The organism is Bordetella genomosp. 9 (assembly GCF_002261425.1).
GTDB lineage: Bacteria > Pseudomonadota > Gammaproteobacteria > Burkholderiales > Burkholderiaceae_B > Bordetella_C.
Window position 1 is genome coordinate 205,280 of sequence record NZ_NEVJ01000002.1, and the last position, 14,639, is coordinate 219,918.

The window sequence follows — 14,639 nt, forward strand, 5'->3', positions numbered from 1 at the left end:
CGCGCGGCGTGAGGGGACGCTTTTTCCTTGAATTCCGCAGGCCTACATGACCCAGCAACCTACCGACGACACGTCCATTCCGCGCATCGACGCCGCCACGCTGAAACGCTGGCTGCATGACGGCGCCGAAATCGGCTTGCTGGATGTGCGCGAGCACGGCCAGTATGGCGAAGGCCATCCCTTCCTGGCGGTGTCGCTGCCGTACAGCCGCCTGGAGATCGAAGCGCCGCGCCTGCTGCCGCGCAGGACGGCCCGGCTGGTCGCGTTCGACGACGGCGACGGCGTGGCGCCGCGCGCGGCGGCGGCGCTGCGCGGCCTGGGCTACACGGACGTCCACGTGCTGCAGGGCGGCGCGCCGGCCTGGCGGGCCGCGGGCTATACCCTGTTCGCCGGCGTCAACCTGCCCAGCAAAACCTTTGGCGAACTCGCCGAACATATCTGCCACACGCCGCGCATCAGCGCCACCGACCTGGCGGAGCGCCAGCGCAAGGGCGACAAGCTGGTCGTACTGGACGGCCGTCCGTTCACCGAGTACGCCAAGATGAACATCCCCGGCGGCGTCTGCTGCCCGAACGGCGAGCTGGCCCTGCGTATCCAGGACCTGGTTCCCGATGACGACACCACGATCGTGATCAACTGCGCGGGCCGCACGCGGAGCATCATCGGCGCGCAGACGCTGATCAACCTGGGCCTGCCGAATCCCATCCTGGCGCTGGAAAACGGCACCCAGGGCTGGTACCTGGCCGACCTGCCGCTGGAGCATGGCTCTCGCCGCAAGTTCTCCGACGCCATGCCGGCGCAGGCGCTGCCCGCGCTGCGCGCGCGGGCCGACGCGCTGGCGCGCCAGTACGGCGTCGATACCGTGGAAGCCGGACAGGTCCGCGCCTGGCTGGCGGATGCCGGCCGCACCACCTATCTGTGCGACGTGCGTACCGCCGAGGAATACGCCGCCGGCACCTTGGCCGGCGCGCAGCATACGCCGGGCGGCCAGTTGATCCAGGCCACCGACCAGTACGTCGGCGTGCGCAACGCGCGCATCGTGCTGCTGGATGGCGAAGGCGTGCGCGCGCCCGTGGTCGGCAGCTGGCTGAAGCAGATGGGATGGGATGCGCACGTGCTGCGCGACGGTGTCGAGGCGGACCTGCCGAAGCGCCGGTCGACGCCGTCCGGCGCATCGAGCGATGCAGGCGCGGCAGCGGCAGGGGCCGCGAGCGAAGGCGCGGCCGGCGCTTCGGCGCCGCAGCTGCCCGCCATCGCGACGGCCGCGCTGGCCGCGGCGCAGCGCGACGGCGCGGTCCTGCTGGACCTGCGCCCCGGCATGGCCTATCGCAAGGGCCACATCGCCGGCGCGCGCTGGTCCATACGTCCTCGGCTCCACACCTTGAACCTGCCGCGCGGCGCGCGGGTCGTCCTGCTGGCCGCCGAGCCCGCGGTGGCCGCGCTGGCCGCGCGCGACCTGGCGGCGCTGGGCATCGCGCAGGTACAGGCGAACTGCGACGGCGTGGACGCCTGGCGCGCGGCCGGGCTGGCCATCGAGGCCAGCGACGGCGTGCCGGCCGACAAGGATTGCATCGACTACCTGTTCTTCGTCCATGACCGCCACGACGGCAACAAGGCCGCGGCGCGCCAGTACCTGGCCTGGGAAACCGACCTGATCCACCAGATCGACGAACAGGAGCGATCGATATTCCGTTTTCCGGCCGGTTCCGCCGCCGGCTGACATCACCGCCGGGCGAACGGGCCCGGTGCGAGCCACGTGAAGCACATCAACCAGAGGGGATCAACGATGAGAAGCAAAGCCATCCTGTTTGCCGCCGCGGCCGCCGTCGCCACCATGAGCGCCGGCGTGGCCCATGCCGACGCGCTGGACACGATCAAGGCGCGTGGCAAGCTGATCTGCGGCACGCAGAGCGCCAGCGTGCCCTACGCCTACCAGGACACCGCCACCCGCAGCTTCGTCGGCTACGACGTGGATATGTGCGCGGCGCTGGCCAAAGGCCTGGGCGTGGCGCTGGAGCACAAGCCGCTGTCCACCGAGGCGCGCATCCCCGAACTGAAGATGGACCGCGTGGACGTGGTCGCCGGTTCCATGGCCTACCTGCCGGAGCGCGCGCAACAGGTGGACTACAGCCTGCAATACCTGCAGGGCAGCATCAAGGTGCTGGTGCGCCAGAATTCCGGCGTCGCGTCGCTGAAGGACCTGGCCGGCCGCAAGGTTTGCGCGTCCAAGGGGTCGAGTTCCGCGGCGATCGCCGCCCGCGTGCTGCCGAATTCGCAGGTCCTGTCCTTCCAGGACGTGGCGTCCTGCTACCTGGGCCTGCAGAATGAGAAGGTCGATGGCTTCACGGCGGGCGAACTGATCCTGAAGCGCTTCGAGCTGGATTCGCAGAAGACCGGCACGCCCGTGGTGCTGCTGCCCGAGCCGACCTATGTCGAACATATCGGCGTGGTGGTCAACAAGGGCAATCCCAAGCTGCTGGCCGCCGTCAACAAGGTGATCCAGGATATGGACAAGGACGGCACGCTGGACGCCATGTACACGAAGTGGCTGGGCGCGGATTCCATCTACAAGCTGACCCGTACCTTCAAGGTCGAGCCGGTGAACGCCGAGTAAGGCGGACGGGAAGCGTCATGCACTTCGATTTCGCTTTCCTGGCCGGCGGCAACTACGGCGCGATACTGCTGGCGGGCGCGCTGACCACCGTGCGCCTGTTCGCCGGGGCATGGATACTGGGTTTCGCCATCGCGCTGGTGTTGACGGTCCTGCGCACGATACCGTGGCGTCCCTTGCAGCTGCTGGTGGCGGCTTTCGTCGAGTACCACCGCAATGTGCCCACCGTGGTGCAGATCATGGTGTGGTACTTCGGCATGCCGCAGGTGCTGCCCGACGGCATGCGCCTGTGGATCAACCGGGGCGATACGGAGTTCCTGTTCGGCCTGATCGCGCTCAGCCTGAACGTCAGCGGCTTCATGTCGGAAGACATACGGGCCGGCCTGCGCGCCATACCCGGCACGCAGATCGAGGCCGCGCGTTCGGTGGGCCTGGGCGCCTGGGGCGCGCTGCGCCATGTGATGCTGCCGCAGGCGGTGCGGATCGCGGTGCCGCCGCTGATCAACCGTTCGCTGATCCTGTTCAAGGACACCAGCCTGGCGATGGTGATCGGCGTCGGCGAGCTGACCTACCAGGTCAAGGCGATCGAGAACCAGACCTTCCGTTCCTTCGAAGTGTTCGCCGTGTCGACCACCCTGTACCTGGCGGCCTCGCTCGCCTTGATGGGGTTGGGCGCGTGGTTCGGCCGGCGCTATCCGCCGGCTTACAGGAGATGAGCCATGTGGCAGATCCTGCATGACTATGGCCTGATGTTCCTGGTGGGCGCGTGGCCCCAGGGCCCGCTGGGCGGCATCGCCGCCACGCTGATCCTGGCCGGCGCGGGGTTGGGCATCTCGTTCCCGCTGGCCATCTGCCTGGGCCTGGCGCGCACCAGCGCGTATCGCGTCCTGCGGTGGCCGGCCACGGCCTGGGTGTATGCCTTTCGCGGCGTGCCCCTGATCATGATCATCTTCTGGGCGTATTTCGTCCTGCCGCTGCTGACCGGCGCCACGGTGCCGGCCTTCGCCACCGCGCTGTGCGCCATCGTGCTGTACGAATCGGCCTTCCTGGGCGAGATCGTGCGCGCGGGCCTGGAAGGCCTGCCACCCGGGCAGACGGAAGCGTCGCGCGCGCTCGGACTGAGCTATGCGCAGTCCATGCGGTACGTGATCCTGCCGCAGGCGCTGGCCAACATGATCCCGTCGCTGGTCAACCAGTTCGTATCCACCATCAAGGCGACGTCCATCGTCTACGTCATCGGCGTGCAGGAACTGACCTTCGCCGCCCAGCAGGTCAACAGCATGGAAACGTCCCGCGCCCTGCAGACCTTCCTGGTGCTGGCGGCCCTGTATTTCGTGCCCTGCTTCGCGCTGTCGCGGGTGGCGGCGCGCCTGGAGCGCGGCCTGGCGAGCAGGCGGCTGCGCGCCGCCTGAGCCCGGCCATAGGAGATTGCGTTGATAGAACTCGAGAACGTACAGAAATGGTATGGCAGCTACCACGCGCTGGACAGCATCCATGGGCGCGTGGAGCCGGGGCAGGTCGTGGTGGTGTGCGGGCCGTCCGGTTCGGGCAAGTCGACGATGATACGCACCATCAACCGGCTGGAGCCGATACAGGGCGGGGCCATCCGCGTCGCCGGCCAGGACATCCATGCGCCGGGCCGCGACATCAACGCGCTGCGCGCCGGCATCGGCTTCGTCTTCCAGCAGTTCAACCTGTTTCCGCACCTGTCGGTGGCGGACAACATCATGCTGTCGCCGCTGCGCGTGGCCGGCATGCCGCGCGAGCGGGCGGCCGCGCTGGCGCGCGACCTGCTGGCCAAGGTCGGCCTGGAGCACAAGTACGACGCCATGCCCGCCAGCCTGTCGGGCGGACAGCAGCAGCGCGTGGCGATCGCCCGCGCCCTGGCGCAGCACCCGCCGCTGATCCTGTTCGACGAGCCGACCAGCGCGCTCGACCCGGAAATGGTGGGAGAGGTATTGTCCGTCATGAAGCAGCTGGCCGCCGAAGGCATGACCATGGTGGTGGTCACCCACGAAATGGGCTTCGCGCGCGAAGTGGCGGATCGCATCTGGTTCATGGACCAGGGCCGTATCCTGGAAGACACCACGCCCGCGCGGTTCTTCACCAGCCCGGAACACCCGCGTGCGCGCAAGTTCCTGGCCGACATCCTGCACTGAGTTTTCATCGTCAGACCGTTTCATCAACCATGGCGGCGGCCGCGCAGCGGATCGCCGTCGACAAGGGGAAGTGCCATGCAGTTCAAATCGATCACCGCGCTCGGCGCGGCCGCGTTGTGCGCGGCGGCCATTTCGTCGGCCCAGGCCGCCTTTCCGGAGCCGGCCGTGCCGGTGCGCATCGTCGTCGGATTCCCGCCGGGCGGCGGCGCGGACGTGCTCGCGCGCGCCGCCGCGCTGGGCGTTTCCAAGGCGCTGAACACCAACGTGATGGTGGAAAACCGGCCCGGCGCCAGCGGCATCATCGCCACCGATTATGTGGCGCGGGCCAAGCCCGATGGCTATACGCTCTACATCGCCACGCCCGGCTCGCTGACCATCCTTCCCAGCCTGCAGAAAGTGCCGTACAACCCGGCCAAGGATTTCACGCCGATCTCGCTGCTGGTGACGATGCCGAACGTGCTGGTCACCAGCCCGAATTCGGGCATCAACAGCATCAAGGACCTGATCGCGCGGGCCAAGACCGGCAAGGACGTCACCTATGCGTCCGGCGGCAACGGCACGATCGGCCAGATGGCGGCGGAGCAGTTCAATATGATGGCCGGCATCCGCATGCGCCATATTCCCTACAAGGGCACGACGCCCGCGCTCACCGACGTCGCCAGCGGGCTGGTGGAAGTGACCTTCTCCGACCCGTCGGTGAAGACGCTGGTGCAGGGCGGCAAGCTCAAGGCCCTGGGCGTGACCACCACGTCGGCGTCCAGCGAGTTTCCCGGCGCGCCGCCCATCGGCGAGGCGGTGCCCGGCTACGAGCTGACGAACTGGTACGGCGTCATCGCGCCCGCGGGCGTGCCGGCCGACGTCGTCGACACGCTCAACAAGGCGTTCGCGCAGGCGATGGCGAATCCGGATATCGTCAAGCAGCTGGCCGCGTCGGGGATGACGGCGACGTCGGATACGCCCGCGCAGTTCGGCGAGCTGATGACCAAGGAGCGCGCCAAATGGGCGGATCTGGTCAAGAAGGCGGACATCCGGCTCGATTGACCCGGTCTGGATGGACCCGGTCTGGATTGACCCGGCCTCGATTGACCCAGGCGGCGGGCTGGCCCGCCGCGGGAGAAGCAGCATGACTTCCATTCCATCCGATGAGCGGCGCTATCCGCAGCTCGCGCATTGGGGCGCGTTCAACGCCGTGGTGCGCGACGGCCGGCTGGTTGCCTGCGAGCCGTTCGAGCAGGACCCCGCGCCTTCGCGCATGCTTGAAGCCATCGCACCCATGGTCTATTCGCCGCGCCGCATCGCCCGTCCGGCGGTACGCAAGTCCTGGCTTGCCACGCACGGCGCGGCGGGCGGCGAACTACGCGGCCGCGACGAGTTCGTCGAGGTCGATTGGGACGTGGCGCTGGACCTGGTGGCGGCGGAAATCGGGCGAACGCGCGAAGAGCAGGGCGCCGACGGCATATTCTGCGGTTCCTACGGCTGGTCTTCCGCCGGCCGCCTGCACCACGCCCGTTCGCTGATACGCCGCTTCTACTTCGCCGGCGGGGGCGGGGTCGACCAGGTCGGCAACTACAGCTGGGGCACGGCGCAATTCATCCTGCCCCACGTCATCGGGACGTACACGCCGCTGACCGGCCGCGTCACATCGTGGCCCAGCATCATCGCGCATACCGACGTGTTCCTCGCCTTCGGCGGACTGGCCCTGAAGAACGGCCAGGTGTCGTCCGGCGGCGCGGCGGAACATACGCAGGAATACTGGCTGCGGCAGCTGGCGGCCAAGGGTGCGCGCGTCGTCAACGTCAGCCCGACGCGCGGCGATTGCCCCGCCTTCCTGGATGCCGAGTGGATACCCATACGGCCGAATACCGACGTCGCGCTGATGCTGGCGCTGGCGCACGAACTGCGCCGCATGGAGGCCCACGACCCGGCCTTCCTGGCCAGCTATTGCGTCGGCTATCCCGCGCTGGAAGCCTACTTCATGGGGACCGCCGACGGTGTGCCGAAATCGCCGGAATGGGCGGCGCCCATCACCGGGATTCCCGCCGAACGCATCCGCGAGCTGGCGCGGGCATTGCGCGGCACGCGCAGCTATCTGACGTGTTCCTTCGCCGTGCAGCGCGCGCAACATGGCGAACAGCCGTACTGGATGGTGATCGCGCTGGCGGCGATGCTGGGGCAGATCGGTCTGCCGGGCGGCGGCTTCGGTTTCGGCCATGGCTCGATGAACGGCGTGGGCAATCCGCGCATCGCGACGTCCGGGCCGGAAATGCCCGTGGGGCGCAATCCCGCGGATCTGTCCATCCCGGTGGCGCGGCTGACGGAAATGCTGGAAAGGCCGGGCCAGCCATATCCCTTCCAGGGCCAGACGCACCGCTATCCGGATATCCACTTCATCCACTGGGCCGGCGGCAATCCCTTCCATCACCACCAGCAGTTGAATCGCCTGCTGCGGGCTTGGCGCGGCAAGCCGCGCACCATCGTCGTCAATGAAATCTGGTGGACGCCGGTGGCGCGCCATGCCGACATCGTCCTGCCGATCACCACGTCGCTGGAGCGCAACGATATCGGCGGTTCTTCACGCGACCGCTATGCGCTCGCCATGCATCGCGCCATCGATCCGGTCGGCCAGGCGCGCAACGACCTGGACGTCTTCGCCGACCTGGCGCAGCGCCTGGGTTATCGCGACCGCTATACCGAAGGCCGCGACGAAATGGCGTGGATCCGCCATATCTATGCGCAATTCGCCCGCACGCAGGAGCATGCCGGCATCACGATGCCCGACTTCGACGCCTTCTGGAATCTGGGGCACGTCAGGCTGCCGTCCCCCGCCAGGGATTTCATCCTGTTCGAGGACTTCCGCGACGACCCGGCGGCGCATCCGCTGCGCACGCCCAGCGGACGCATCGAACTCTACAGCCACACCCTGGCGTCGTACGGTTGCGAGGACTGCGGGCCGCATCCGCGCTGGATGCCGCCGGGCGAATGGCTGGGGGCTCCGGCGGCGCGCGATTATCCGCTGCACCTGCTGACGGTGCAGCCGGCCGACCGCCTGCACAGCCAGCTGGATCCGGCGCCGCTGGCGCAATCCGGCAAGGTGGCGGGGCGCGAGGCCGTCCGCATCCATCCCGCCGACGCGCGGGCGCGGGGTCTGCGCGATGGCGACGTCGTGCGCCTGTACAACGCGCGCGGCGCCTGCCTGGCCGGCGCACGGCTGGATGACGGACTGCTGCCTGGCACAGTGGTGATGGCCACGGGTGCCTGGTTCACGCCGCCGGCCGGCGGCGATGCGCCGGAAGACGCCGGTACCGCCAACGTCCTGACGCTGGACGTGGGCACTTCCACTTTGACGCAAGGACCGAACGCCATGAGCTGCCTGGTGCAGGCGGAGCGCTGGAGTGTCGGCCGCAACGAAACGAAAGGAGCATGACATCCATGGGCATCATCAAGGAATTTCTCTCGGGCCGCGATGGCGGCGCCCGCCGCGCGGGCGGCATCGCGGTCGGCTCGATGTCGTCGGGCATGGCGGTCGAACTGCCTTATGTCGCCGTGCGCGGCGCGCAACCCGGCAAGACGCTGTGGCTGCATGGGCAGGTGCATGGCGATGAAATCAACGGCATGGTGGCGGCGCTGCGCTTCGCCGCGCGGCTGGATCCGCAGGCCATGCGCGGCAACGTGGTCGTGACGCCGACGGGTAATCCGCACGCGCTGGATCTCCGGCGCAAACGCAATCCCTATGACGACCTGGACCTCGACCAGTGCTACCCGGGCAATGCGCGCGGTCTCATTTCCGAGCGGCTGGCCTATGCGTTGATGAACGAGATGCGCGGTACGGCCGACCTGGTCATCAACCTGCATACGATGAACCCGCTGTTCGATGCGAAGCCGTATGCGGTGTACAAGCTGAATCCCGATAGCGGGATCGGCGAGCGCGAGCTGCTGCGCGCCATCGCCTTGTTCGAGCCCAGCGTCGCCTGCCGTATGGATGTGGGTGGGAAGGGCGAGCTACCGGGCAATATCGCCGGCGCGCTGGACTATCAATGCCAGACGGCCGGCATTCCCGCGTTCATGCTCGAACTGGGCGGCGGCAGCCGTTATGAGGCCGCCAATGTGGCGCTGGCGGAACGCGGCTTCGAACGCCTGGCCGCGCAGATGGGCATACTGGACAGGCAGGCGGCCGCGCCGGCGTCGGTGCGCCGCGTGACGCGCCGCGGCTGGATCACCTTCGATCACGGTGGACTGTTCGTGCCGGAGGCGCAGGCCGGCGACGAAGTGCGCAAGGACGCCCTGTTGGGCACGGCGATGGATATATACGGCACGGTGCGCGAGCACATCCGCGTGCCCGCGGACGGCATCATCATCGGCCTGCGGCGCGATCCCGTCGTGCATACCGGGGAGCGCGCCGCATTCGTCGGCTACGAATGGGACAGCTACGCGCTGTGAACGGCGCGCGCGCCGATCCTTCATGGGAAGGCCTTGCGGCGCAGCATGTCCTGGAACGCCGCGAAGATCTTCCGCATATAGGGCGGCTTGTAGGGATAGAGGTCTTCCGGGTCCATCGCGTGGATGACGCCGCAGGTATCGCCCTCGAAAACCAGCAGGCGGCCATCCGGCGTTTCGGCGCAGTCCATCACCAGGTAGTCCAGCCCGACGCGGCGATGGATTTCCGCGAAGGCCTGCGCATGGCGGCCGCCGAAGCCGCCGTCGAAGTCGCGCATCTGCTCGGCTTCCTCGGCCCGGTTGCTGGCGTTTTCCGCCATGTCGGCATTCAGGTAATGCACCATCCAGCGCGGCGAGATGCCGAGATGGCCCAGGTAGGGTACGCCGTCGATCAGCACCACCCGATACTTGCGGTAGCGGCCGTCGGTGCTGCGGTACTCGACGAAGCGCGAGACGTAGAATTCGGCGGCGTCGCTGCCGGCCAGGTACTCGGCCAGGTCGGCGGCGCGGTCTATCTTCGCCAGGCCCTGTCCCGCATGCGAGTCGATCGGCCGTACGAGTATGGGGTAATCGATGCCGGGCAGCACGCTCGCCGGTGCGGCGGCGCCCTCGGCGATGGCGGCCAGCGCCGGGCGTCCGACGCGCGCGATCTCCGGCACCACGATGCCGGGCGCGTCCCGCAGGGCTTCCGCCAGGCCGTCGCGCGATGTCTTCAGGACGTGCTCGGGGCGATTCACCACGGGGGTATGCCACTGTCCCACCGGCTCGGCCAGTGCCTGCAGCAGCGGCCGGTTGGCCGCCGATTCGCCGATGGCCACGATCAGCGCATCGTGCGGCGGCAGCGCGGCGGGGGCGGGCACGCCGTCGCCCACGTACAGGATATCCAGCGACACGTCCGAATCCGCGACCAGGAACTCGAGCGGCGTATTGGCCAGGAAGTCGCCGCAGGACACCAGCGCCAGCAGGCGCACGCCGCCCGGCCTTGCCGCCGGCATGTGGTACAGCGGCCGGGTCTGCACCGCATGGCGTTGCAGCGCCAGCGCGGTGTCGCGCTGGCCCAGCAGCAGCAGCGTCATGGACAGGTCCAGCGCGGCATTGGCATCGTCGGGGTCCTGCTGGGCGCGGGCCAGCAACTGCTGGCGCAGCCCGTCCAGGTCGCCCTGCCGGAAGGCCAGGGTAATGAGCCGGGCCTTGCCGATCAGCGGCGGGCGTTCGGCGGCGATGGGGGATACGGTGTCGGTCATGGTATCGATTGGACTTCCGGTGCAAGCGCGCCCAGCTCGGCGCCGATGCGCAGCACCGCGTCGCAGAGCCGGTCGACGTCGGCGGACGTGGTGCGGTGGTTGACGATGGCGGCGCGGATGGCCAGCGTGCCGTTGATGCGCGTGGTGGATGGCGCGGCGATGCCGGATTCCTGTACGGCCTGCGCGATCGCCGTGTTCAGGCGATCGCTGGCGTGCGGCCCGTCCGCGGGGTAGCGGAAGCAGACGATGTTCAAGGCCACGGGCGCCAGCAGCTCCAGCCGGGGCTCGTCCGCGACCCGGCGCGCCAGATGGCGAGCGACGTCGCAGCTGCGGGCGATGGCCGCGCCGAGTTGATCCGCCCCGTAGACCGTCAGCGTGAACCAGGTCTTCAACGCGCGAAACCCGCGCGACAGGTCCGGGCCATAGTCGCAAGGCCATGGCGAATCCGCGGCCAGTCCGCGCGTCTCCCGGCTCAGGTAGGCCGCGCTGGCTTCGAACGCCGCGCGATGCGTCGCGCCATCGCGCACCAGGATGAAGCCGGCGTCGTAGGGCACCTGCCCCCACTTGTGGAAGTCGAAGGCGATGGAATCGGCGCGTTCGATGCCGGCCAGCAAAGGCGCCAGCGTGGGCGCGAGCATGGCCAGGGCCCCAAAGGCGCCATCCACATGGAACCACATGCCTTCATCGGCGGCGATGTCGGCCAGGACGTCCAGCGGATCGATGGCCCCGACGTCGACCGTGCCGGCCGTCCCCGCGATCAGGAAAGGCTGGAAGCCCGCCCGGCGGTCGGCGGCGATCGCGGCGCGCAAGGCGGCCGGATCCATGCGGAAATCGCGGTCGACGGGAATCCGCCGCAGGGCGTCGGCGCCCAGGCCCGTGATGTCCATCGCCTGGGCGATGCAGGTGTGCGCGCAGGCGGACGTGTATGCCACCAGCCGCACCGCTGGCTGTCCCGTCTGTCCGGCCACGCCCGCGCGCCTGACCGTCTGTCCCAGGGCGGCGGCGCGCGCCACCAGGACGCCGACCAGGTTGGCCATGGACGTGCCCGTCACGAACAGGCCGCTGGCGGCGTCCGGGAAACCGAACAGTTCGCGCATCCAGCGGGTGATCTGCCGTTCCACTTCGACCGGAATCTGGTTGCGGCCGCCCAGGTTGGCGTTCAGGCCGGCGGCCAGCGTTTCGGCCAGCATGCCCACGGCGGTGCCGCCGCCGTGCACCCAGCCCATGAAGCCGGGGTGCGCGTTGCCCACGGCATAGGGCAGGATGTCGCGCATGAAACGGTCATGCGCGGCCGCCAGGCTGGTCGGCTGGCGCGGCAAGGGTGTGCCGAAGCCGGCGCGGACGTCGGCCGGCGCGGGCTGCCAGACGGGGCGCTCGCGCAGGCCGGCCAGGTAGTCGAACATGTCGTCGAGCATCCTGTGGCCTTGCGCGCGCAGCTCCGCCCAGTCGGTAGGATCCAGCGAACCGCCGGACGGCGGCGCGGTGGGGGGAAGGGTCATGCGTATCTGCCGGAATGCGTGGCTGCCGGACGGCGGCAAGGGTCGCGCGGCGTCGCGGGCAGCCGCAGGCATGTTGCCACCGGGCCGGCCGGCGGGGATACCGGATCAGCGGCCGAGTCCCGGCCCAGTTTGGGCTTTTGCCCGACAGGCGGGGCGGGCGCCGGGGGGCACGTGCCGATACAATTCCGGACCGGCCGTCGTCCGCCCCGTCGTGGGCCCCGTCGCGGGCCCGCCATTTGCCCGCCATTTGCCCGTCTTGCGCCCGTGATGGGCCCGTCGGGTGCCCGTGATGATGTGCCCGGCGGTCCACGCCGCGGTACGCCTGGCCGTCCGAACATGGCGCCACTCGCGCGTCCCCTGGCGCGCTGGTTCAGCAGGAGCAATAGTGAGCATCGAGCAGCAGCAGGGACCGGCCGCCGTGGGCAGCGCCGGGCCGGCGCCCCAGGGTGGGGAACCGCCGGGACAGGAGCCCCAGCCGCCGTCCAACAGCGGCCGCGGCGTGGCCTGGCTGGTCGCCGGCGCGTTCTTCATGGAAATGCTGGACGCCACCGTCATCACCACCGCCTTGCCCGAAATGGCCCAGAGTTTCGGCGTCCGGCCGGCGGACATGTCCATCGGCATGAGCGCCTACCTGCTGGCGCTGGCCGTGTTCATTCCCGTCAGCGGCTGGGTCGCCGACCGCTACGGCCCGCGCCGGGTCTTCGGCGGCGCGCTCGCCCTGTTCACCGTGGCGTCCATCCTGTGCGGATTGTCGCAATCGCTGCCGCAATTCACCGCCGCCCGCATCCTGCAGGGCCTGGGCGGGGCGATGATGGTGCCGGTGGGCCGTCTCGCGGTCCTGCGCGTGACGCCCAAGCAGGATCTGGTCAAGGCCATCGCCATCATCACCTGGCCCGGCCTGGCCGCGCCGGTGATCGGTCCGCTGGTGGGCGGCATCGTCACCACCACCCTGAGCTGGCACTGGATCTTTTTCCTCAACGTTCCCCTGGGCCTGATCGCGCTGGCGGCCAACGCGCGGCTGGTGCGCGGCAGCGCCGGCGGCAGGCGGCCCTTCGATCTGCCCGGTTTCATCCTGACCGGCGTGGGCTGCAGCATGCTGATGTACGCCGTCGACCTGTGCGGCAAGCTGGACGTGGAAGCCGGCCTGGTGGCGGGGCTGATGGTGCTGGCCGTGGCCTCGCTGGCCCTGGCGGTGCGGCATCTGCGCCGCGCGCCGCATCCGCTGGTCGACCTGACGCCCATGCGCTACCGGACGTTCGCGGTCACCATGTACGGCGGCTCCCTGTTCCGTATCGCGATCGGCAGCGCGCCCTTCCTGTTGCCGCTGATGTTCCAGGTGGGGTTCGGCCTGTCGCCCGTGCAGGCGGGCTCGCTGATGCTGGCGCTGTTCGCCGGCAACCTGGCGATGAAGCCCGCCACCACCTGGGTGATGCGCAGGTTCGGTTTCCGTCACGTATTGGTGGGCAACGGGCTGCTCGTCGCCATCGGTTTCGGGCTCTGCGCCACGCTGACGGCGGGTACGCCGGCCTGGTGGACGTCCGCGCTGCTGTTCTTCTGCGGCATGAGCCGCTCGATGCAATACACGGCGCTGAATACGCTGGGTTTCGCCGATATTCCCAAGCCGGCCATGACCGGCGCGACCACGCTGTTCAGCGCCTGCCAGCAGCTGAATGCCGGCTTGGGCATCGCCTTCGGCGCGGTGGCCCTGCGCGCGGCGGAGTGGCTGACCGGCCATGGCCAGGCCGCGCCCCAGCCCCTGCAATTCCGCGTCGCCCTGCTGCTGTCGGCCTTGCTGGCGGCGGTGGCGGTGCTGGACAGCGCGCGGCTGCCCGCCAATGCCGGGGCGGACATCAGCGGGCACCGTAAACCCGCGCGGCGCGGCGCCGCGTGACCCTCAGTCGCGTGAACCTCAGTCGCGTGAACCTCAGTCGCCGTCCTCGCTGGCGGTGACGTGATCCTGGCCGGCTTCCAGGAAACGCTTGAGCCGCAGCAGGTCGTCGCGGGCCTGCGCCCCGGGGGTGTCGCCCCAGAGCTTGGCGACGATGCGGCCGAGTTCGCCGGCCGGCGGTTCGTAGGCGATCACCGCCTGGACTTCCGTGCCCAGGCCGACCACGTCGCTGAAGGTCAGCGAGCCCGTATGCCGCACCGGCGATTCCGGCGTCGATTCCCAGGCGATACGGCTGCCGGGCACGTCTTCCGTGATGACGGTATCCCACTCCAGCGCGCGTCCCAGGGGGGCCTCGATGGTCCAGTGGCTGCGCCGGTCGTCCATCACCTCCACGGTGCGGACGTGTTCCATGAACTGGGGAAGATTGCGGAATTCCCGGCAGAAGGCGTAGACCTCGGCGATCGGGCGCTGTACGACGATGCGCTGGGACGACGCCGCCGCGGTGTTCCAGCCGCGCTCGGCGGCGATGGCGCGTTCGTGCGGCGTCTTGGCCAGCCGCGCCTTGACGGCGCAGCGGCCGGACAGCCCGCGGCTCACCAGCGCGCCGCCCGCCAATGCGGCCAGTATCCCGACCAGGCCGCCCCGGCGCAGGCCGGCCAGCACCAGCGCCCCCCCGCCGACGCCGGACATCAAGCGCTCGGTATCGTTCAGGTTGGCCGGTCCCAGTTCCGGTTTGGCGGACAGGAACGCCAGCAATTGCGACACGTTCTTGGACGTTGTTGATGCCATAAGCGTTCTCCGCCG

At 69.3% G+C, this 14,639-nt stretch carries 12 protein-coding genes; 9 read left to right on the top strand and 3 right to left on the bottom strand.

The genetic code is table 11. The features are described from left to right. Positions 1–46 precede the first annotated feature (46 nt). From CAL26_RS06920 to CAL26_RS06955, 8 genes are all read left to right on the top strand, one after another. Positions 47–1,720 (top strand): rhodanese-like domain-containing protein, encoded by a 1,674-nt coding sequence (locus CAL26_RS06920; protein ID WP_094846209.1) that lies wholly within the window; start codon positions 47–49, stop codon positions 1,718–1,720. 66 nt (positions 1,721–1,786) lie between these two features. Continuing rightward, entirely contained in the window at positions 1,787–2,614 is an 828-nt protein-coding gene (locus tag CAL26_RS06925) for an ABC transporter substrate-binding protein (RefSeq protein ID WP_094846210.1), read from the top strand. Between the two features lie 17 nt (positions 2,615–2,631). Continuing rightward, positions 2,632–3,327 carry an amino acid ABC transporter permease gene (locus CAL26_RS06930; RefSeq protein ID WP_086063920.1) on the top strand — a complete coding sequence of 232 codons (696 nt, stop codon included), beginning with the start codon at positions 2,632–2,634 and terminating at the stop codon, positions 3,325–3,327. A 3-nt stretch (positions 3,328–3,330) separates the two neighbouring features. Beyond that, positions 3,331–4,023 carry an amino acid ABC transporter permease gene (locus tag CAL26_RS06935; protein ID WP_094846211.1) on the top strand — a complete coding sequence of 231 codons (693 nt, stop codon included), beginning with the start codon at positions 3,331–3,333 and terminating at the stop codon, positions 4,021–4,023. A gap of 21 nt (positions 4,024–4,044) precedes the next feature. Then, positions 4,045–4,770, top strand: coding sequence for an amino acid ABC transporter ATP-binding protein (locus CAL26_RS06940; RefSeq protein WP_094846212.1), 726 nt, complete (start codon positions 4,045–4,047; stop codon positions 4,768–4,770). Positions 4,771–4,845: 75 nt separating this feature from the next. Then, positions 4,846–5,811, top strand: coding sequence for a tripartite tricarboxylate transporter substrate binding protein (locus tag CAL26_RS06945; protein WP_094846213.1), 966 nt, complete (start codon positions 4,846–4,848; stop codon positions 5,809–5,811). 82 nt (positions 5,812–5,893) lie between these two features. After that, the gene (locus CAL26_RS06950) at positions 5,894–8,194 is read left to right on the top strand and encodes a molybdopterin guanine dinucleotide-containing S/N-oxide reductase (protein ID WP_094846214.1); all 2,301 of its coding nucleotides are present in this window, start codon (positions 5,894–5,896) and stop codon (positions 8,192–8,194) included. Next, positions 8,191–9,207 carry a M14 family metallopeptidase gene (locus tag CAL26_RS06955; protein ID WP_256988123.1) on the top strand — a complete coding sequence of 339 codons (1,017 nt, stop codon included), beginning with the start codon at positions 8,191–8,193 and terminating at the stop codon, positions 9,205–9,207. Before CAL26_RS06950 ends, CAL26_RS06955 begins: the two co-directional genes overlap by 4 nt. Before the next feature lie 20 nt (positions 9,208–9,227). On the opposite strand, the gene CAL26_RS06960 is transcribed toward CAL26_RS06955, so the two are convergent. Then, the gene (locus CAL26_RS06960; RefSeq protein ID WP_094846215.1) at positions 9,228–10,448 is read right to left on the bottom strand and encodes an ATP-grasp domain-containing protein; all 1,221 of its coding nucleotides are present in this window, start codon (positions 10,446–10,448) and stop codon (positions 9,228–9,230) included. After that, positions 10,445–11,947, bottom strand: coding sequence for a pyridoxal phosphate-dependent decarboxylase family protein (locus CAL26_RS06965; protein WP_094846957.1), 1,503 nt, complete (start codon positions 11,945–11,947; stop codon positions 10,445–10,447). The genes CAL26_RS06960 and CAL26_RS06965 overlap by 4 nt, the downstream gene beginning before the upstream one ends. 385 nt (positions 11,948–12,332) lie before the next feature. Between CAL26_RS06965 and CAL26_RS06970 the strand changes: the two genes are divergently transcribed. After that, positions 12,333–13,838 carry an MFS transporter gene (locus CAL26_RS06970; protein ID WP_256988124.1) on the top strand — a complete coding sequence of 502 codons (1,506 nt, stop codon included), beginning with the start codon at positions 12,333–12,335 and terminating at the stop codon, positions 13,836–13,838. Between the two features lie 33 nt (positions 13,839–13,871). Here CAL26_RS06970 and CAL26_RS06975 read toward each other — a convergent pair whose 3' ends face one another. Next, positions 13,872–14,624 (bottom strand): SRPBCC family protein, encoded by a 753-nt coding sequence (locus CAL26_RS06975; RefSeq protein ID WP_094846216.1) that lies wholly within the window; start codon positions 14,622–14,624, stop codon positions 13,872–13,874. Between the last annotated feature and the right edge of the window lie 15 nt (positions 14,625–14,639).

Coding starts and splice junctions, on each gene's coding strand:
- CAL26_RS06920 (WP_094846209.1), top strand. CDS start 47: ATGACCCAGCAACCTACCGACGACACGTCCATTCCGCGCATCGACGCC.
- CAL26_RS06925 (WP_094846210.1), top strand. CDS start 1,787: ATGAGAAGCAAAGCCATCCTGTTTGCCGCCGCGGCCGCCGTCGCCACC.
- CAL26_RS06930 (WP_086063920.1), top strand. CDS start 2,632: ATGCACTTCGATTTCGCTTTCCTGGCCGGCGGCAACTACGGCGCGATA.
- CAL26_RS06935 (WP_094846211.1), top strand. CDS start 3,331: ATGTGGCAGATCCTGCATGACTATGGCCTGATGTTCCTGGTGGGCGCG.
- CAL26_RS06945 (WP_094846213.1), top strand. CDS start 4,846: ATGCAGTTCAAATCGATCACCGCGCTCGGCGCGGCCGCGTTGTGCGCG.
- CAL26_RS06950 (WP_094846214.1), top strand. CDS start 5,894: ATGACTTCCATTCCATCCGATGAGCGGCGCTATCCGCAGCTCGCGCAT.
- CAL26_RS06955 (WP_256988123.1), top strand. CDS start 8,191: ATGACATCCATGGGCATCATCAAGGAATTTCTCTCGGGCCGCGATGGC.
- CAL26_RS06960 (WP_094846215.1), bottom strand. CDS start 10,448: ATGACCGACACCGTATCCCCCATCGCCGCCGAACGCCCGCCGCTGATC.
- CAL26_RS06965 (WP_094846957.1), bottom strand. CDS start 11,947: ATGACCCTTCCCCCCACCGCGCCGCCGTCCGGCGGTTCGCTGGATCCT.
- CAL26_RS06975 (WP_094846216.1), bottom strand. CDS start 14,624: ATGGCATCAACAACGTCCAAGAACGTGTCGCAATTGCTGGCGTTCCTG.